16 protein-coding genes are annotated in these 18459 nt (G+C 66.3%); 5 read left to right on the top strand and 11 right to left on the bottom strand.

Annotated features, from left to right (window positions below):
- The first annotated feature begins 203 nt into the window (after positions 1-203).
- The 3 genes from NLI89_RS09340 (at position 204) to NLI89_RS09330 (ending at position 4441) form a co-directional block, all read left to right on the top strand.
- On the top strand, positions 204-353 hold the full coding sequence (locus tag NLI89_RS09340; RefSeq protein WP_254686788.1) for a hypothetical protein: 150 nt from the start codon (positions 204-206) through the stop codon (positions 351-353).
- A gap of 225 nt (positions 354-578) precedes the next feature.
- A complete protein-coding gene (locus NLI89_RS21995; RefSeq protein WP_254686787.1) occupies positions 579-3965 on the top strand; it encodes an autotransporter outer membrane beta-barrel domain-containing protein in 3387 nt (1128 codons plus the stop codon).
- A gap of 200 nt (positions 3966-4165) precedes the next feature.
- Positions 4166-4441, top strand: coding sequence for a hypothetical protein (locus tag NLI89_RS09330; protein ID WP_254686786.1), 276 nt, complete (start codon positions 4166-4168; stop codon positions 4439-4441).
- Here NLI89_RS09330 and NLI89_RS09325 read toward each other — a convergent pair.
- Both NLI89_RS09325 and NLI89_RS09320 read right to left on the bottom strand, forming a co-directional pair.
- Positions 4434-5480 (bottom strand): lactonase family protein, encoded by a 1047-nt coding sequence (locus tag NLI89_RS09325; protein ID WP_254686785.1) that lies wholly within the window; start codon positions 5478-5480, stop codon positions 4434-4436. The two genes, NLI89_RS09330 and NLI89_RS09325, sit on opposite strands and share 8 nt — an antisense overlap.
- 63 nt (positions 5481-5543) lie before the next feature.
- Entirely contained in the window at positions 5544-5708 is a 165-nt protein-coding gene (locus NLI89_RS09320; protein ID WP_254686784.1) for a hypothetical protein, read from the bottom strand.
- Positions 5709-5829: 121 nt separating this feature from the next.
- Here NLI89_RS09320 and NLI89_RS09315 point away from each other — a divergent pair, with 121 nt between their 5' ends.
- Complete coding sequence (locus NLI89_RS09315) at positions 5830-6093, top strand: hypothetical protein (RefSeq protein WP_254686783.1); 264 nt, start codon at positions 5830-5832, stop codon at positions 6091-6093.
- Here NLI89_RS09315 and NLI89_RS09310 read toward each other — a convergent pair.
- The 7 genes from NLI89_RS09310 to NLI89_RS09280 form a co-directional block, all read right to left on the bottom strand.
- Positions 6084-6374 (bottom strand): hypothetical protein, encoded by a 291-nt coding sequence (locus tag NLI89_RS09310; protein ID WP_254686782.1) that lies wholly within the window; start codon positions 6372-6374, stop codon positions 6084-6086. The genes NLI89_RS09315 and NLI89_RS09310 overlap by 10 nt on opposite strands.
- Positions 6375-6457: 83 nt before the next feature.
- The gene (locus NLI89_RS09305; RefSeq protein ID WP_254686781.1) at positions 6458-7867 is read right to left on the bottom strand and encodes an efflux transporter outer membrane subunit; all 1410 of its coding nucleotides are present in this window, start codon (positions 7865-7867) and stop codon (positions 6458-6460) included.
- Between the two features lie 11 nt (positions 7868-7878).
- Positions 7879-11058, bottom strand: coding sequence for an efflux RND transporter permease subunit (locus tag NLI89_RS09300; RefSeq protein ID WP_254686780.1), 3180 nt, complete (start codon positions 11056-11058; stop codon positions 7879-7881).
- 174 nt (positions 11059-11232) lie between these two features.
- The gene (locus tag NLI89_RS09295; RefSeq protein WP_439144499.1) at positions 11233-12510 is read right to left on the bottom strand and encodes an efflux RND transporter periplasmic adaptor subunit; all 1278 of its coding nucleotides are present in this window, start codon (positions 12508-12510) and stop codon (positions 11233-11235) included.
- Positions 12507-12905: a hypothetical protein gene (locus NLI89_RS09290; protein ID WP_254686779.1), complete on the bottom strand. Its 399-nt coding sequence runs from the start codon at positions 12903-12905 to the stop codon at positions 12507-12509. Before NLI89_RS09290 ends, NLI89_RS09295 begins: the two co-directional genes overlap by 4 nt.
- A 353-nt stretch (positions 12906-13258) precedes the next feature.
- The gene (locus NLI89_RS09285; protein WP_254686778.1) at positions 13259-13873 is read right to left on the bottom strand and encodes a TetR/AcrR family transcriptional regulator; all 615 of its coding nucleotides are present in this window, start codon (positions 13871-13873) and stop codon (positions 13259-13261) included.
- Between the two features lie 64 nt (positions 13874-13937).
- Entirely contained in the window at positions 13938-15239 is a 1302-nt protein-coding gene (locus NLI89_RS09280) for a UDP-glucose dehydrogenase family protein (RefSeq protein WP_254686777.1), read from the bottom strand.
- 131 nt (positions 15240-15370) lie between these two features.
- Between NLI89_RS09280 and NLI89_RS09275 the strand changes: the two genes are divergently transcribed.
- Complete coding sequence (locus NLI89_RS09275; RefSeq protein WP_368077259.1) at positions 15371-15817, top strand: phasin family protein; 447 nt, start codon at positions 15371-15373, stop codon at positions 15815-15817.
- A gap of 115 nt (positions 15818-15932) precedes the next feature.
- Here NLI89_RS09275 and NLI89_RS09270 read toward each other — a convergent pair whose 3' ends face one another.
- Both NLI89_RS09270 and NLI89_RS09265 read right to left on the bottom strand, forming a co-directional pair.
- On the bottom strand, positions 15933-16931 hold the full coding sequence (locus tag NLI89_RS09270) for an inorganic phosphate transporter (RefSeq protein WP_254686776.1): 999 nt from the start codon (positions 16929-16931) through the stop codon (positions 15933-15935).
- Positions 16932-17228: 297 nt separating this feature from the next.
- Entirely contained in the window at positions 17229-18347 is a 1119-nt protein-coding gene (locus NLI89_RS09265; protein ID WP_254686811.1) for a DUF47 family protein, read from the bottom strand.
- Between the last annotated feature and the right edge of the window lie 112 nt (positions 18348-18459).

The following is an 18459-nucleotide window of genomic DNA, read 5'->3' as shown; positions in this document are numbered from 1 at the left end:
GGGAAGGGTGCCGGTATTGATGATCGCGGTTATTGGCCTGCTCGATCGGTATCCGTCGGATTTAGAGGTTCCAGGCGGGTGCCAGCCATATCCTTTCGGCGTCGACCGCGCGCATCCGCGGCCCTGCTTCCTAACCTGGTATAAGACGAAGCAGTTTGATCCAGCACATTGCTCGCAGTTAGCGAAATGCCGAGACGGGCCGCATGGCAGCCGACAATGACGACATGGCGCTCCTGCGCGAAACCATCGAACGCGCCCTGTCGATCGCCGACGCGCGCTTGTGCCATCTGGTCGCGGCATTGCTCGCGCATTGTCTCGACGAGATCGATCGCGATCGTGCCCGGGATAGCTGACCAGAGGCTAAGCTTCGCGGTCCCCGCCTAGCGTCCCCGCTGCACTGTGGACCTTACGGAAGTATCAGGGCCCGCACCATGTGTGGTAAATTTGGCGCGATTGTGACGGATTGTTGCAGTATCCAGCGAGCGCGCAGTTCGTTGATTGCGTTCCCAAAATGGTGAGAATACGTTTGCCGATATGGTGAACGTCCCGGACGGGGCGGCACATATTGGGGGATCATGATGAAGACCGCTTCCTTGCGCCTGCTGGCACGCCACGTCCGTGCTTGCCTGTTGACGTCGACTGCCTTGATTGCGTCGTCGATCGTCCCGCAAAGCGCGGTCGCGCAGGATCGTCCGACCGCGCCGGATGTGATGGCCTTTGGCAGCACGCTCAATCCGACCGAGTTCGATACCGCGCCGAGCATCGTCATCAGTGCACCCGGTACGCCGACCACCGCGCAGGACATTGCCGGCGGCGTCAACGGCGTCGGCCAGATGACGATCGCTTCTGGCGGCGGCGGCCTGGGGATCTGCACGGGTACGTTGATCAACCCGCGGACCGTCATCTTCGCTGCGCATTGCGTGAACGAGAACGGGGCCGGCACGGGCGCGCAGAACCCCTGGGACTATGGATCGAAGGGCGGCGGTATCCCGATCGCGTTCGGTTTCGCGCAAAATAATCGGCCGGCGGTGATCGACTGGTTCCTGCCGACCACGACGAGCGGCGCGGTCAATACGCAGCAATACAAGACCAACACCGCCAACTTCCTCTATAACGTCAACCAAGTGGTCTATAACGCCGACTCGCTGAAGCTGGGTCTGTCGCAGAACTTCTTGCAAGCCGACGTAGCGATCGCCACGCTCGATACGCCGGCCGCCAACGTGCCGACCTGGGCGCTGCTGCTCTCGGCGCTGCCGGCACCTGCTGTGATCAACGACACGACCGGCACCGGCTATCACGTGACGATCACCGGCTATGGCCGCAGCGGACAGGGCGGGACTCTGGTCGGCGACACCAACGGTATCGATTACCGCCGTCGCATCGCCGAGAACACCATCGGTTTGCTCGGTTCGTTCGACGACCTCAACGGGTTCCTGTACGGCTCGACCGACGGGATGCCGCAGAACCTGTACCAGCTCGATTTCGATGATCCGCGGCGTGGTACGGCAGCGGCCAGCCCGTTTGACTTCAACCTCTTCAAGGACAACGCGCTCCCCAATGAGGGAACGACTGCTGGCGGAGATTCGGGTGGGCCGCTGATCCTAGACCGGACTTTCGCCAAGCAGGTCGTGATCGGCGTGCTGTCGGGCGGCAATCGCTTCTACAACCAGACGCCGTTCGGTGCCTATGGGACCGCGAGTTTCTATCAGCCGCTGTATCTGTTCGCCGACTATATCGCCGCTAATAACCCCTATCGTTACGCCCAGGCCAAGGCCGGCGACGGATCGTGGACCGACGCGTCGCACTGGGTGACCGCGCTCGATCCGAACTACCAGATCATCGTCGACGGCAAGCTCGTGAACGGCGTTCCCACCACCGTTGGGGCGGGCATCGCGGGCGATGGTAACAAGTTTGGACAGGTCTGTTTCCGGACCGACTGTCTCGATGTGAAGACAGGCGTCGAGACGATTGACGGCGTGCCGGTGGCTAATGGGCCGACCCCTGCCGCAGGCCCAGCGTTGGCGGTGCTGTCGCCGACGCTGGCGAACGGCCTGCCGGGCGCGACCAACTTCGTGCCGAACAACATCGATCCGGATCGGACGATCCAGCGGAGCGCGCGCTATTACGACGTGACGCTGTCGGCGGCGGGCACGACCACGCTGGGCTCGGCGGTGACGGTGGACAAGTTCACCGTCGCGGGCAGCGCGGCGAAGCTCGCGGTGACCTCGGCGGGGTCGCTGACCAGCCTGATGACGATCAACCAGGTGACCGGCACCGTCCAGAACGACGGCGTCATCTCCAGCCCCGGGGATTACTTCATGCTGGCCGGGTTGCTGACCGGATCGGGCCGCATCAACACCCCGTTCTTCACCAGCGTCGCGGGGGTGATCGCGCCCGGTACCACTGGCACGATCGGCACGCTGACCGTAGCCGGGAACGGCGTGCTTGCCTCGGGGACGAACCTGCTCGTCGACCTCGGGCCGAACGGCACGTCCGACAAGCTCGCCTTCGTCGCTACGACATTCAATGCAGCGGGTGCGGCGACCAACGGCATTGCCAACCTTGGCGGTCGCGTCGGCTTCGCACCGGTCGCGGGCCAGACCATCCGGTATAACGACCTGTACACGATTGTGACCGCGCAGGGTGGGATCAGCGGCTCGTTCGCCGCCGCCACGCCGCTGAGCGCGATCCTGACGCCGAGCTATGTCTACAGCACCAACGCGGTGCAGGTGCGGATTCTGGCCGGCCAATACCGCAACGTCGTCGCGGGAACGCCGGTGCAGGGCGCTTACGCACAGCTGCTCGACCAGAACCGGTCGAACTATGCGGCATTGAGCGGCGTGTACGGTTCGCTGGATCTGCAGAACGCGGCGACGATCCGCTCGACGCTGGAGGGCCTCGCGCCGCGGGCCGAAACGCTCAAGTCGAGCCTCGGCATTGCCTCGATCGACACGATGTCGCGCTTCTACCGTGATCATATCGCGCAGATCGATACGCGTGGCGGGCTCGGCGGTACGCTCGCGCTGATCGGCAAACCGGTCCAGGTCGCGTCGCTGATGGCGAGCGACCTTCCCGGCGGGCAGGACACGATGAGCGATTCGAGCGGCACCGTGTTGCAGCAGGGTCGCCTGCCCGACGACATGAGCGGCTTCATCGCGGGCGGCTACATCGATGGCAAAAGCCGGTCGATGCCGGGGACCAATCCGTTCGGCGGGCACGACAAGTTCGACGGCTATTTCGCGGCGGCCGGGCTTGAGAAGCAGGCAGGCGAGGGTGGCGTGATCGGCTTCTCGTTCTCGTACACCAACACCGACGGCACCACCGCGGGCATCGCACAGCGCGCCAAGGGCGAGTTGTTCCAGGGAACGCTGTACGGCAAGCTGGAGACCGCATCGGGCATCGTTCTCGACACGCAGTTCAGCGCGGGCGCGTTCGTCGCCAAGACCGATCGCACCGTCGGCTTCGTCGGCACCAACTACCGCCTGCGCGGCACCGACAACGCGCTGACCGTCGTCAGCGAGGTCGGGCTCGGCAAGGCGTTCGACCTGTCGATGCTCAAGGTCGGCCCGCGCGTGTCGCTTCGTGCAAGCCATATCGGCTTCGGCAAGTCGATCGAGAATGGTGGCGGACCGGCACTGTTCGTCGATCGCGACAGCTTCGACAGCCTGCAGGGCCGCGCTGGGCTGTCGCTCAGCGGCGGCGGTTCGATAAGGCCCTATGCAGCGGCGAACTACGTCCATGACTTCCAGTCGACGCCGGGCGCGTTCGGCGCGAACTTCGTCGGTGGGATCGGACCGAACGCGCTGTTCGCGCTGGCCGGGCAGGACAAGAACTGGGGTGAGATCAGCGCCGGGCTGACGCTGGTCGGTGACAGCGTCGACATCTCGGTCGGTGCTGACACCACTGTCGAGCGCAAGGACGTGTCGAACCAGTCGTACAAGGGGTCGATCAAGATCCGCTTCTGATCGACCGAAACGCCCGGACGACAGGCATCCGTGGCGGCCGGCGCAAGCGCCGGTCGCCGCGGAACAGGCAGAAAAGCTGTGTTTTCCTTATGACCGCGCAGCCGTTCGACGATGCGGCAATGATCGAAACACTATCGAAACCACTTTGCCCCTAACGCTGGCTTCACCAAACACGAACTGCCTGTGGGGGGCTCAGAACCATGAATATCAAGAACACCGCTTTGCGGACCGTAGCACTATGCCTGTTGTCGAGCGGCGCGCCCGCCTTGGCCGATACGCCTGCAACCTGCGTGCGATCCGTCTCCACGCCGCGCCTCGTCTGCGATGAGGGTGCCTGCGTCCGGGTACCGGTCAAGGACCTGTGCGATGCGGTTCGCGCATCCTATCCGGTCAAGCGCCGTGCCCTGAAGCCGATGCGGATGGACGTCGACCCGGTTCGCAACGAACTCACGCTGCTGATCGCCAGCGTCAGCTGACGAACGCGAATGCGGCGCCGGGAACGGTGGCCGCAAGACCGGTCGGGGCGAGCGTCCCGTCCGGCAGGATGTCCAGGATCGTGACGCGGTGATCCCGCTCGTGCACGACGATCATCCGACCCTCGTTTTCCAAGAGCAGAAAGAACCGCGGCGACGTGCCACCGCTGGCGATATGCTGGATCGGTGTCGCGTCGCCGTGTGCGTCGAGCGCGAAGACGGCGATGCTGTCATGCCCGCGGTTGGAGACGTACAGGCGGTCGCCGGCCGCGTTCGCGCCGACATGCGCCAGGATGTTCGCGCCCTGCCAATCGGCCGGAAGTGTCGACACCATGGCGCGGTGGCGCAGCGTTGCGTCTTCGAGATCCAGCACGACGACGGTGCTCGACAGTTCGCAGGCGAGATAGGCCGTGCGCGGGTGGCTCGGGTGAAACAGCATATGCCGCGGACCGGAACCCGGCGGCGCGGCGAACGCGGTATGCGGCGTTGCAAGCGTGCCCCGGTCCGCGTCGAACGCGAACGCCAGCACTTCGTCGGTTCCCAGATCGGTGACGTACAGCATTTGGTTGTCCAGGCCGAAGCCTACCCAGTGCGCGTGCGGCGATCGCTGGCGGTCGAGATCGGGCCCGTGGCCGATGTTGGCGTGAACGACGGGCGGTGCGATCGGCAGGCCATCGGCTGGATCGAGCCGGAACAGCGCGGTGCTGCCGGTCTCGTAATGGGCGATGGCCACCCAGGATTGCGTGGCATCGAGCGCGACGTGGCACGGTGCGCCGCCGCCGGTCGCGACTTGCCCGACACGGATCCATCCCGCGTCGGTCCGACGATAGCAGCCGAGTGCGCCCTCCTGGCGTTCGTCGACGAGGTAATGGAGATCGAACCTGGACGCGTAGGCGCCGAACGAGGCGTTGAGCGCCTCGGGATACGCGGGGCCGACCCCCAGTGCGCCGCCTTCTTCGGTCAGGGGATACAGGCCGGTCCCACCACCGCCGGCATAGGTGCCGATCCAGAGCGGGGCGGGCGGGGAAGCAGTGCTGGTCATGACAGCGCGTCTAGCGGCGAATTACGGCGGCGTCGCACGCGATCCATGGCCAAGCATGGCGTTTCAGTCGGCGGTTGAGGCGCGCATTACCGCGATCAACTGTTCCCGGTACAGCGCGGCAAGTTCCTCGTGCATCCGCGCGACACCCGCATTCGGTGCGCGGCGGGCAAGCACGGATTGATCATCCATGCGGCGTTCGATGACCGCGGGGGTTGGGAGAAGGACCATGCTTCTGTCCTGAACCCGCGATGTTGCCGTCACATGTCCCGAGACGGTTAGAATCGAAATTTGCTTCCGAAAGCGCGTCGCACAGGCTGGCATTGGCTAAGGCGTTGGCCTACCGGAACGCATGGGCGATCTGGATAGACTGGTTCCTTCGGGGATCATCGAGCAATGGGTCTATCACCTGCGACGACAGCGTTCGCGGGCTACCGACGCTATCTGGCTGATAGACCAGGGTTTCACCCTGCATGACGGTCAGAACGGCGTGCCGTCGAACGATGCGACCGCGCGGTGGCGTGAGGAGCAGGAGACGGTCGTTGCGGAAGTGACGGCGCTGCTGGCGCTTTATGACGGCATCAATCTCGGCAAGGCGGATATCGATCAGGACTGATCGTTACGCGTTTTTTCGCCGTAACTCTCGCGCATCAGCCAACCGGTATGCTGGAGCGCGGAACTCTGCGGTGGCTCGGCATCGCGCATCGTTGCGACCAGCTCGGCCGATGCGGCGAGTTGGAGGTGATGCTCACGCAGCACGCTGTGCGCCGTCCGTGCCGCGTCGGACCGGGACCGGCGCGCGAGCACTTGCTCCTGCGCGGCACGGTCCTGATGATATCGAACTTGCGCGCGCCAAGCCTGCGTATTCTCGGTCTCGGTTACGCCCTGGTCGGTCATGATACTCTCCAACGTCCCGCTTGGCTTGATGTACTTTAGTTGCTGCTGTGTTTCAAAAGTTGGTTAACCCACTGATCAGATCGTCAGGCGGGCTTGGGCGCGGCCTGCCAGCCGCCCCCCAATGCCCGGAACAGGTCGACCTGCGCGCCAGCGATCCGCGCGTCGGCGGCGGCGAGGTCCGTGTCGGTGTCGGCCAGCGTCCGTTCCGCGTCGAGGACGTCGAGGAAGTCGATCTGGCCTTCGCGCTGGCGGGCGCGGGTGATGCGGGCGGCGGTCGCGGCGTTGTCGTGTGCGGACTGGAGCTGCGTGCGGCGATCGAGTTCGCGCGCGTAGTTGGAGAGTGCCGTCTCGGTTTCCTCGAGTGCGGTGAGGATGCTGCCGTCGAAATTGGCGAGCGCACCGCGGGTGTCGGCCTCGGCACCGGCGATCCGAGCGCGGGCGGCGGACTGGTTGAGCGACCAGTTCAAAAGCGGGCCGAGCAGCCAGCGGATCGGGCCGCCGGTGAAGATGTCGCCGACGCTGAGCGCGGTCGAGCCGATCGAACCGCCGAGCGAGATCTGCGGATAGAGTTGCGAGGTCTGGACGCCGATCCGCGCGGTCGCCGCCGCAAGCCGGCGTTCGGCGGCGTGGACGTCGGGGCGGCGGGCGAGCAATGTCGCGCCGTCGCCGATCGGGATCGGCTGGTCGAGGCGCGGCGTCGTGGTGCGGGCGCCGGCGGCTGCGGGCAGGTCCTGCGGGGTGCGGCCGGTGAGCGTGGCGAGGCGGAAGAGCGCGGCTTGGCGCTCGGCCTCGATCTGCGGGATGTTGGCGGCGCGCTGGTCGCGCAGGGCTGCGATCCGGACCTGGTCGAGGCGAGCGGCGCGACCGGCGTCGACCCGCTTCCCGGTCAGCGTGTTCGACTTGTCGAGCAGGTCGACGATCCGCCGGGCCACCGCGAGGCGTTCGGCGGACGAGGCTGCGTCGACATAGGCGCGCGTGGTGGCGGCGACGATCGAGACGCGGACGGCGTCCGCATCGGCTTGCGCTGCGCCGACGTCGCCGCGTGCGGCTTCGACGTTGCGGCGGACCCGGCCGGCGAGATCGACCTCGTAGCTGACGTCGAGGCCGACGTCATAGGTAGCGCGCTGGCGGTCGAAACCTGGGAGGTTCTGGAGTTGTGAGGTGCGGGAATAGTTGCCGCTCGCGCCGGCGTTCACCTGCGGTTCGCGGTCGGTCTTGGCGCCGCGCAGGGACGCGCGGGCGCTGTCGAGGCGGGCGACTGCCACGCGGAGGTCGGTGTTCGCTGCGAGCGCGTCCGCGACGAGGCCGTCGAGGACCGGGTCGCGGTACATCCGCCACCAGTCGTTATCCGGCGCCGTCGTAACGGTCGCAGCATTCGCGGTGACGAACGACGCCGCCGCCTTGGGTGGGGTGATCGGCGCGACATAGTCGGGGCCGGCGGCGCAGGCGGCGAGCGTCAGCGCCGAGAGGCTCGCGAGGAGGGCGGACTTCATGATGCTGGGTCCTATTCGGCTGGCTGTAGGGTCGTGGCGGGTGCAGCTGGGCGGCGGCGTTCGAACCGCTTCGCCAGCGCCCTTGCGACGACATAGAAGGTGGGGGTGAAGAGCAGGCCGAAGCCGGTCACGCCGATCATCCCGAAGAATACCGCCGTCCCGAGCGCCTGGCGGAGTTCCGCACCCGCGCCCTCGGCGATCACCAGCGGCACCGCGCCGAGGATGAACGCGAAGCTCGTCATCAGGATCGGCCGCAACCGGTCCTTCGCCGCGCGCACCGCGGCCTCGACCGGGGTGAGCCCGTCCTGTTCCTCGGCCTGCTTGGCGAACTCGACCACGAGGATCGCGTTCTTCGCGGCGAGTGCAATCAGCACGACCAGGCCGATCTGCGTGAGGACGTTATTGTCCATACCTCGCAGGTTCACGCCGGTCATCGCGGCCAACAGGCACATCGGCACGATCAGGATGATCGCGAGCGGCAACGTCAGGCTCTCATATTGCGCGGCGAGCACGAGGAAGACGAACACCACGGCCATGCCGAAGACGAGCGCGGCGGTGCTGCCCGCCGCCTTCTGCTGGTAGGCGATGCCGGTCCATTCATGCGCGTAGCCGGCGGGCAGCGATGCATCGGCGAGCTTCTCCATCGCGACCAGCGACTGGCCGGACGAATAGCCCTTGGCGGTGTCGCCATCGACCTCGACCGCGGGGAAGAGGTTGTAGCGGACGACGCGGTACGGACCGGTTTTGTCCTTGAAGGTCGAGACCGAGCCGACCGGGACCATCTGGCCCGAATTGGAGCGCGTCTTGAGGTTGGCGATATCCGCGGTGGTGTTGCGGAACGGTGCATCGGCCTGGGCCGTGACGCGGAAGGTGCGGCCCAACAGGTTGAAGTCGTTGACGAATTCCGACCCGAGATAGACCTGCAACGCCTCGAACACGCGTTCCGGGGGAACGCCGAGGAGGTTGGCCTTGGCGCGGTCGACGTCGGCGAAGATGCGCGGCGTGGCGGTGTCGAAGAAGGTGTAGACCTGCGCGAGACCCGGGGTCTGGTTGGCCTGGCCGATCAGCGCGTACGACGTCTTGCCGAGTTCGCCGTAACCGTGACCGCCCTGGTCCTGCACCATCAGACGGTAGCCGCCGGCCGAGCCGATGCCCTGGATCAAAGGCGGCGGGACGATCAGCAGGCGCGCTTCGGTGATGTCGCCGGTCGCCTTCTGCGATTCCGCCATGATGCTGGCGAGGGTGACGCCGAGTTTCTTGCGTTCCTCGAAGCTTTTTAGCGGGATGTAGGCAGCGGCCGAGTTGGGGGCGAGCGTCTGCGACGGGCCGTCGAAGCCTGCGAGCATGACCGCGCCCTTGACGCCGGCGAGCGGCAGGATGCGTTTCGCGACCTTCTGCATCACCGCGTCGGTGCGCTCGACCGAGGAGCCCGGCGGAAGCTGGATGACGGTCAGGAAGTAGCCCTGGTCCTGCGCGGGGACGAAGCCGGACGGCGTGACCATGAACACGCCCACCGTGACGGCGATCAGCGCGCCATAGGCGACCATCATCCGCTTCGGCGCGGTGACGAGACGTTGGGTGAGGCGGGCATACGCGTTGCCCATCCGCTCGAACCCGCGGTTGAAGGCATCGCCTGCGCGCCGCAATGTGCGGGTCACGCGGTTGCCGGAGTCCGCGGGTGCGGTGGGCTTGAGGAGCATCGCGGCGAGCGCGGGCGACAGCGTCAGCGAGATCAGCAACGAGATGATCGTCGCGGTCGAGATCGTCACCGCGAACTGGCGGTAGAAGGCGCCTGACAGGCCCGTCAGGAACACGGTCGGGATGAACACCGCGCACAGCACGAGCACGATCGCGACCAGCGCGCCCGATACTTCGTCCATCGACGTGCGCGCCGCCTCCAAGGGGGAGAGCCCGTGTTCGAGGTTGCGCTCGACATTCTCGACCACGACGATCGCGTCATCGACGACGATGCCGATCGCGAGGACGAGGCCGAACAGCGACAGATTGTTGAGGCTGTACCCGGCGGCGGCGAGCACCGCGAAGGTACCGATCAGCGAGACCGGGATCGCCACGATCGGGATGATCGCCGCGCGCCACTTCTGCAGGAAGACGAGGATCACCAGTACCACGAGGATCATCGCCTCGAACAAGGTATGCTTCACCGCGTCGATTGACTGGGCGATGAACTCGGTCGGGTTGTAGATGACCTTGTATTCGAGACCCTTGGGGAAGCGCTTCGACATGCTTTCCATCTCGGCGGTGACGGCCTGTGCCGCGCCGAGCGCGTTCGAGCCGGGCCGCTGGAAGACCGCGGCGATGACCGTCGGCTTGCCGCTGAGATAGGTGTTGGCGCCGTAATCCTGCGCGCCGAGTTCGACGCGCGCGACGTCGGAGACGCGGACCTGGCGGCCTTGCGCGTCGGTCCGAATGACGACGTCGGCGAACTGCTTGGGATCGGTCAGGCGACCCTGCGTTTCGACGTTCAATTGGAACGCGCTGTTGCCCTTGTCATAGGGCGGCTGGCCAAGCGTGCCGGCGGCGACCTGGACGTTCTGCGCGCGCAACGCCGCGACGATCTCGCCGGCGGTGAGGTCGAGCGCGGCGGCGCGGCCGGGATCGATCCAGACGCGCATCGAATAATCGCGCGCGCCGAACAGCTGCACGTCGCCGACGCCGTCGATGCGGCTGAGGCGATCGCGGACCTGCGTCAGTGCGTAGTTGGAGATGTACCCGCGATCGAGCGAATTGTCGGGCGAGACGAGGTTGACGACCATCAGGAAGTCGGGCGACGTCTTGCGCGTCACCACGCCGAGACGCTGGACGTCCTCCGGAAGCCGCGGGACGGCGATCGCGACCCGGTTCTGGACGAGCACCTGGGCCGCATCGAGGTCCGTGCCGATCTTGAAGGTGACGGTGATCGTGACCCTGCCGTCGCCGGTCGATTGCGACGACTGGTACAGCATGTTGTCGACGCCGTTGATCTCCTGCTCGATCGGCGCGGCGACGGTCTCGGCGACGGTCTCGGCCGAGGCGCCGGGATAGGTCGCGCTGACGGTGACGGTGGGGGGCACGATGTCGGGATATTGCGACACCGGCAGCGTCATGTAGGCGATCGCACCGACGATCGTGATGATCACCGCGATCACGCCCGCGAAGATCGGCCGGGTGATGAAGAAGCGCGAGAAGCGCATGGTTTGTGTCCTCGAAAGAAGAGCGACGGACACGCCCCAACACCACCCCGGCGACAGGGCCTCATCGAAGTATTACTTCGATGGAAACCCAGGCCGGGGCCCAATTGGGCGAACCGTAGTGATTGAATCGAAACGCTATCCCATTTGGGCCCCGGCCTTCGCCGGGGTGGATAGCTATTTCGCGAGCGTGGCCTCGCCCGAGATGGGCTGGACCGAGGCCGGCGCCGTCGTACCCGAGGCCACCACGATCCGGCCGACCTTCGGCGCGACGGTCGCGCCGGGCATCGCCATCTGCGTGCCCTGGATGATGATCCGGTCGTTAGGCCCAATCCCCGAGCGCACGATCCGCAGCCCATCGACCACCGGCCCGAGTTCGACCGGCTTCTGGCTCACCACGTTCTTCGCATCGATCGTCAGCAGGACTTTCCGCGCCTGATCGGTCTGCACCGCATCGTCGGGCACCAGCAGAGCCTGCCGCGTTCCCGCACTCGCGAGGCGCATGTTGCCGAACATCCCCGGCGTCAGGAAATAGCCCGGGTTGGCAAGCACCGCGCGACCGCGGATCGTGCCCGAACGCTGGTCGAGCCCGTTGTCGGTGAAGTCGAGCTTGCCCTTCCAGCGATGCTCGGTCTCGTCCTGCAACTGGATCTCCACCGCCGCCGGGGCCGCACCCGGCTGACGCGCGCGCTGCGTCTTGAGGTACAAAGCCTCGGAGCCGTCGAAGGTGAAGTAGATCGGGTCGAGCGCGTTGATCGTGGTCAGCACGGTGCCGCCGGTACCTTCACCGCCTGCGACCTGGTTGCCGGCATCGACACGGCGATCGGAGATGCGACCGCCGATCGGGGCGCGAACCTGTGTGAAGCCGACGTCGAGCGCGCGGGCGCGTTCGCGCGCCTGAGCGGCTGCGAGTGCGGCCTGGGCTGCTTCGAGCCTGCCGCGAAGGGCATCGACTTCGCCGGCCGAGACCGCTTCGTCGGCGACCAACCGTTGTGCGCGACCAAGATCGGTACGCGCCAGCGACAGCGCGCTCTTGGCACTTGCCACGTTGGCATGCGCCTCGGCCAAAGCCGCCGCGAATGGCCGGGAGTCGATCGTGAAGAGCAACTGCCCCTTGCTGACGATCTCGCCGTCGCGGAAGTGGATGCCGGTGACTTCGCCCGCGACGCGCGGACGGATATCGACCGTCCGGCTCGGCGCGAACCGGCCGACATAATCGTCCCACTCGTTGACCTGCCGGACCAGCGGCGAGGCGACCGTGACCGCGGCGGGCGGGGGCGCCGCCATCGCCGCATCCGGCGTGTCGAACATCTTCACGCCGACCGCACCGAGCAGCGCGACCGGCACGAGCACCATCGCGCCGCGCTGCCATGCGGGCCGTCGATGACGGTCCGTGGGCGGCGACGATGCGACGTCGGCGTCGTTCGCAGCCGTGATCGTGGTAAGTTGGTTCACGCTGCGATGCTCCGCTTCTGCTGTGCGCCGACGCGCATGCCGGTCACGCTCTCGACGAGCGTTTCGATCTGGGCCTCGGCAAAGCCGGCGGCGAGGAAGTTCTGGATCTCGGCCATCGGCAGTGCGAAGCCGCGGCGCCAGGCGTACACCGCCATCCGCCGCAGGGCCTCGAGCCGGGGGTCGGCGAGCCGCGATGCGGTGCTGAGCCCGAACAGGCTGCCCATCGCCCGCGACATGCGGCTCGGGCCGGACAGGCTGCGCAACGTGTCGCGCTTGGCGAGCGCGATGACGCTCCATTCGAGCGCGGAAAAGCCGGTCGGGGCAGGCGCCGTCACCGTCTGCGCGCGGCTGGCGACGGGCGAGGCGAACATGTTGTGGAGGTCGAGATAAGCCATGGGATTGTCCCCCTTTTGATTTTTCGGGCAAGCGCCGACCTTCGTCGGTGAACGGTCCACCTACGTCAGCTGATCGCAAGGCGTGCGCGGTCGTTGCCGGCACATCCTCGGGCCGCGCTTGCCCGCTTGAATTTTCGAGAGTCCGGTCGGCCGAAGCCATCCGTTCTGGGTTAGGTTGTAACCGTGGTCATGGGTTTGTGTCCCCGGTTGCCCCCTCCGAAGTAGGAGGGAGCTTCGATACCAGTCGGTATATAAACCTGGGGTTCATCTAGTCAACAGACTTTTGTACCGGCCGGTATTTTTTATCGCGACCGTAACGAAGCGTGACTTTTATGTCGGCAGTGCCAACGGATTTACTTGGTCGGCCACACCGACAGGCTGGTCTCGACGAGTTGGTTGAGCTCGGTGCAAGTCGCGCCCGAACCGGCCTGGATCGACAGCCCCTGCATGATCGCGAAGAGGTACCGCATCAATGCATGCGACTCGAGGCCGTCAGGGAACTCGCCTGCGGCCTTAGCCTCGTCGAACCGCTTCATCAGGGCAGCTTCGGACGACGCGCGACGCTTGGCGACCTCGGCCTTGATCGGCTCGGCTTCGGCGCTGCATGCGACGCTGCTGATAACGCTCAGGCACCCCTTGGGATCGCAGGTGCTCATCTGCATCTGCAACGCGCCGCGGAGAAGCCTTTCCGCTACGGCGCGCGCGGTCGGCGCGTCGAGCGCGGAGGTCATATAGGCGAGCTTCTCGCGTTCGTAGAGGTCGAGCGCCTTATGGAAGAGCGCCTCCTTGTTGCCGAACGCCGCGTAGAGACTGGGCTTGGTGATCCCCATCTCGGCGGTCAGTTCGGCCATCGACGCGCCTTCGTAGCCGTTGCGCCAGAACACGCGCAACGCACCCGCCAGCGCTTCGTCGAGATCGAACTCGCGGGGGCGGCCCTTGGGGGCGGTGAGCGTGCAAAGCCTATTCATACCGTTCGGTATATAGGGTAAAAGCGCAAAAGGTCCAGTGACTGGAATATGTTGCCGGGGACGCTCACCGACCGACCGCCGTGTAGGCGAACCCGGCCTGTTCGACGTCGGCGCGCTGATAGACGTTGCGCAGGTCGACCATAACCGGCCCGGCCATCACACGCTTCAACCGCGCGAGGTCGAGTGCGCGGTACGCGTCCCATTCGGTCACGATCACCACTGCGTCCGCACCCTCGGCTGCATCATAGGCGTCGGCGCAATAGACGAGGTCGGGCATCATCGCCCTGGCCGGCGCCATGCCCTCCGGATCGTGCGTGCGCACCGTCACGCCCGCATCCGCAAGCGCGGTCGCGATCGCAAGGCTGGGGGCATCGCGCATGTCGTCGGTATTCGGCTTGAACGTCAGGCCGAGCAGCGCGACCGTCTTGCCGCGCGGGTTGTCGCCGAGCGCGTGCAGGACTTTGCGGCCCATCGCGCGCTTGCGGCTGTCGTTCACCTTCACCACCGCTTCGACGATGTGGACTGGGGTCTGATAATCCTCGGCGGTCTTGAGCAGTGCCAGCGTGTCCTTGGGGAAGCACGAGCCGCCATAGCCGGGCCCGGCGTGGAGGAATTTTTTGCCGATCCGGTTGTCGAGCCCAATGCCGCGCGACACGTCCTGCACGTCGGCACCGACCGCCTCGCACAGGTCCGCGATCTCGTTGATGAAAGTGATCTTGGTCGCCAGGAACGCGTTGGCCGCGTATTTGATCAGCTCGGACGTACGGCGGCTTACGAACAGGATCGGCGATTCGTTGAGGTACAGTGGACGGTACACGTCACGCATCACCTGCTTTGCGCGGTCGTCCTCGGTGCCGATGACGATGCGGTCGGGACGCTTGAAGTCGCCGATCGCAGCGCCTTCGCGCAGGAATTCAGGGTTGGAGACGACCGCGACTTCGATCTCGGGACGCTTCTCACGCAGGATCGCCTCGACGCGGTCGCCGGTGCCGACCGGGACGGTCGACTTGGTGACGACGACGGTCGGGCCAGTGACCGCGGCGGCGATTTCCTCGGTCGCGGCAAAGACATAGCTCAGATCGGCGTGGCCATCGCCGCGCCGCGACGGCGTGCCAACCGCGATGAAGATCGCGTCGGCGCCCGCGACCGCGCTGGCGAGATCGGTGGTGAAGGTCAGCCGGCCCGCGGCGACGTTGGACGCGACGAGCTGGTCGAGGCCGGGCTCGAAGATCGGCATGCGGCCGGCATGCAGCGCGTCGATCTTCGACTGATCCTTGTCGACGCAGATCACGTCATGCCCGAAATCCGAAAAGCAGGCGCCGGACACCAGGCCGACATAGCCAGAACCGATCATCGTGATGCGCATGGACGTTCCCCGTAAAAGCCGCGCGACCTATCGAGACTAAAGCGCGCGCGTGCAAGCTGGCGGGCGCAACCAAAGCCGGCCATACCGGTTGAAACTTCGACCAGATGGTGGCGCAATAGAGGAGCGAGACGATGGCGGACGACTTCAAGCGGGCGGTCGACGATGGTGCGAAGGCGAGCAAGGCGGCGACCGACCGCGCGGCGGATGCAGCCAAGGGGGCCGCGGACACGATGCGCGAGAATACCGAAAAGGCGCGCGATGCGTTCTCCGAGAAGGTCGTCGATCCAGCGAAGCGCGCTGGCGAGGCGCTGAAGGAAACCGGCGGCAAGATCGCCGAGGGCGGTGCGACGATCGGCAAGACGATGATCGACCAGGCCGAGCAGAATGCGCGCGAGGCATTCGCGGCCATGCGCGAGGCCGCCAGCGCCAAGGACCTCACGCAAGTGATGAAGATCCAGGGCGATTATCTGCGCGAGCAGAGCCAGCGCAGCATGAGCCAGGCGCGCGAGATCGGCGAACTGATCATGAAGTTCGGCAAGGATGCGGTGGCGCCCCTGCGCGGCGACGGACCGAAATAGGCGGTATCGCCACTGTCGCGTTACTCGGGGTGGAGCGGCGTACGGACGAGCAAGAACGCCGCCGCTCCGTCGATATGACGGAGACGGCGGCGATCGACCTTAAAGATATCGGTGCTTAGACGAACAACCCGACGAGCAGGTACGTTCCTGCACCGATCAACCCGGCGGCGGGCAGGGTCAGCGTCCAGGCGACGACGATGTTGCTCGCGACGTTCCAGCGGACCGCGGACAGGCGCCGCGCGGCACCGACGCCGACGATCGAGCCGGTGATGGTGTGCGTCGACGAGACCGGGATGCCCCAGAACGTCGCCGCGAACAGCGTGATCGCGCCGCCGGTCTCCGCGCAAAAGCCTTGTGCCGGGGTGAGGCGGGTGATCTTCGAGCCCATCGTGTGGACGATCCGCCAGCCCCCCGACAGCGTGCCGAGCGCCATTGCCGCCTGGCAGGACAGCACGACCCAGAGCGGCACGTGGAATTCGCCGCCGAGCAGGCCCTGCGAGTAGAGCAGCACGGCAATGATCCCCATCGTCTTCTGCGCGTCGTTGCCGCCGTGGCCGAGCGAATAGAGCGCGGCCGAGATCAACTGCAGCTTGCGGAAGCGCTTGTCGACGCCGAGCGGGGTGAGCTTCAGGCTGGTCCAGGCGACCGCGAGCACCAGTACGAGTGCGAGCATGAGGCCGATCGCGGGCGAGGCGAAGATCGCGAGGACGGTCTTGATCACGCCGCTCCAGACGATCGCGCCGAAGCCGATCTTGGCGATGCCGGCACCCAGCAGCCCGCCGATCAGCGCGTGGCTGCTGCTCGACGGGATGCCGAGCACCCAGGTGATGACGTTCCACGCGATCGCGCCGATCAGCGCGGCGAAGATCACCTGTGCGTCGATGACATGCGCCTGGACGATCCCGGTGCCGACGGTCTGCGCGACGTGGAGCCCGAACACCGCGAACGCGATGAAGTTGAAGAAGGCTGCCCAGAGGACGGCGTATTGGGGCTTGAGGACGCGCGTGGAGACCACCGTGGCGATCGAGTTCGCCGCGTCGTGGAGGCCGTTCAGGAAGTCGAACAGCAGCGCGATGCCGATAAGGCCGATGAGGAGGGGGAGGGAGAGGATCATGCTGCCACTCCAGGCGCCGTCCGGCCCCCCTCCCTGGAAGGGAGGGGCAGGGGGTGGGTCGGTGTGGGGCGGGCGTTGCGCTCCGTCTCGGGCCGACCCACCCCCAACCCCTCCCTTCCAGGGAGGGGAGCAGACGCGGTCGCTCCGAGCGTGGTCGCTCGCCCACAGGCACCACCCCGGCGAAGGCCGGGGCCCAAGTGGAGAGGTTGCAGTGACGGCGCGCCGCCCTTCGTTATTGTCGTCCCCCAATTGGGCCCCGGCCTTCGCCGGGGGGGAGCATCCTCGGAGTGCCACACATCAAGCATGGTCGATGACCAGCCCCTGGATCTCGTTCGCGACGTCCTCGAAGCGGTCGACGATCTTTTCCAGGCTGCTGTAGATCTCGCGGTTGATGATGAAGGTCATCGGGTCCGCGCTGATCTTCGAGGCCTGGAACAGCGCGCGGAGGCCCGTGTCGTGGATGTCGTCGGCATGACCCTCGATCTGGATCAGCCGCGCGGTCAGGTCATGCAGCCGGCCCGCATTGGTGCCGAGCGAGCGGAGCAGCGGGATCGCCTCGGCGGTGATCCGTGCGGCCTCGACGATGATGCCGGCCATGTCGCGCATCTCGGCCGAGAACTCGGTCACCTCGTACAGCGCGATCGCGTTGGCGGTGCCGTTCATCTGGTCGATCGCATCGTCCATCACGCCGATCAAATCCGTGATCGCGCTGCGGTCGAACGGCGTCACGAACACGCGGCGGACGTCCTGCAACACCTCCCGCGTGATATCGTCGGCCTCGTGCTCGCGCTTGACGATCTCGGCGATCTGGCCCTCGATCGAGCCTTCGCCGTGGAGCAGCCGTGCGAGCGCATCGGCGCCGGCGACCAACGTCGCGGCATGCGCGTCGAACAGTTCGAAGAACCGCCCCTGCTTCGGCATCAGCGACTGGAACCAGCCCAGCATCGGAATTCTCCTTTTCGCACTCTTGCGCACGACGGGTAAGATACGTTGCGCGAGCGACGCCGGGATCGGCGGCTCGCGGAAAGCCGCGATCAGCGCTTTCAGGCCGGGCTCATTGACAGCGTCCGCGGCGCGATCAAGCGTAAACCAGCGCGTCTCGCGCTGATGGCGCTCGGGCCAGTCGTCGAGTTGTTCGACGAACGCGAGCGGAAAAACCGTCACGATCATGTCGCGGTAGCGGCCGGTGCGGCGGCGTTTGCGATAACCGAATTCGCCAACCGCGGTGGGGCAGGGGATGCCGCGGATGCCGGCTTCCTCATACGCCTCCTGCGCGGCGGCCTCGTGGCTGGCGAGCCCGACGATCGGATTGCCCTTGGGGATCACCCAGCGACCGGTGTCGCGCGAGGTGATCAGCATGACGCGGGCATGGCCGTCGGCGTCGATCACATAGGGAAGTGCCGCAATCTGCTGGATAATTCGGGTCCTTCTGGCCGCGGAGTCGCGGGGTATGGGAGGCAGCTTAGACGGCGGGGTGCGGCATGCACAGGGGGCGGCCGGCGGTCTCGGGCGGGCGGTTGCCGGCGCG

The organism is Sphingomonas faeni (genome assembly GCF_024273235.1).
Taxonomy (GTDB): Bacteria; Pseudomonadota; Alphaproteobacteria; order Sphingomonadales; family Sphingomonadaceae; genus Sphingomonas; species Sphingomonas faeni_A.
The sequence above is the reverse complement of the archived record's forward strand: the minus strand, read 5'-3'. Positions and strand labels throughout refer to the sequence as shown.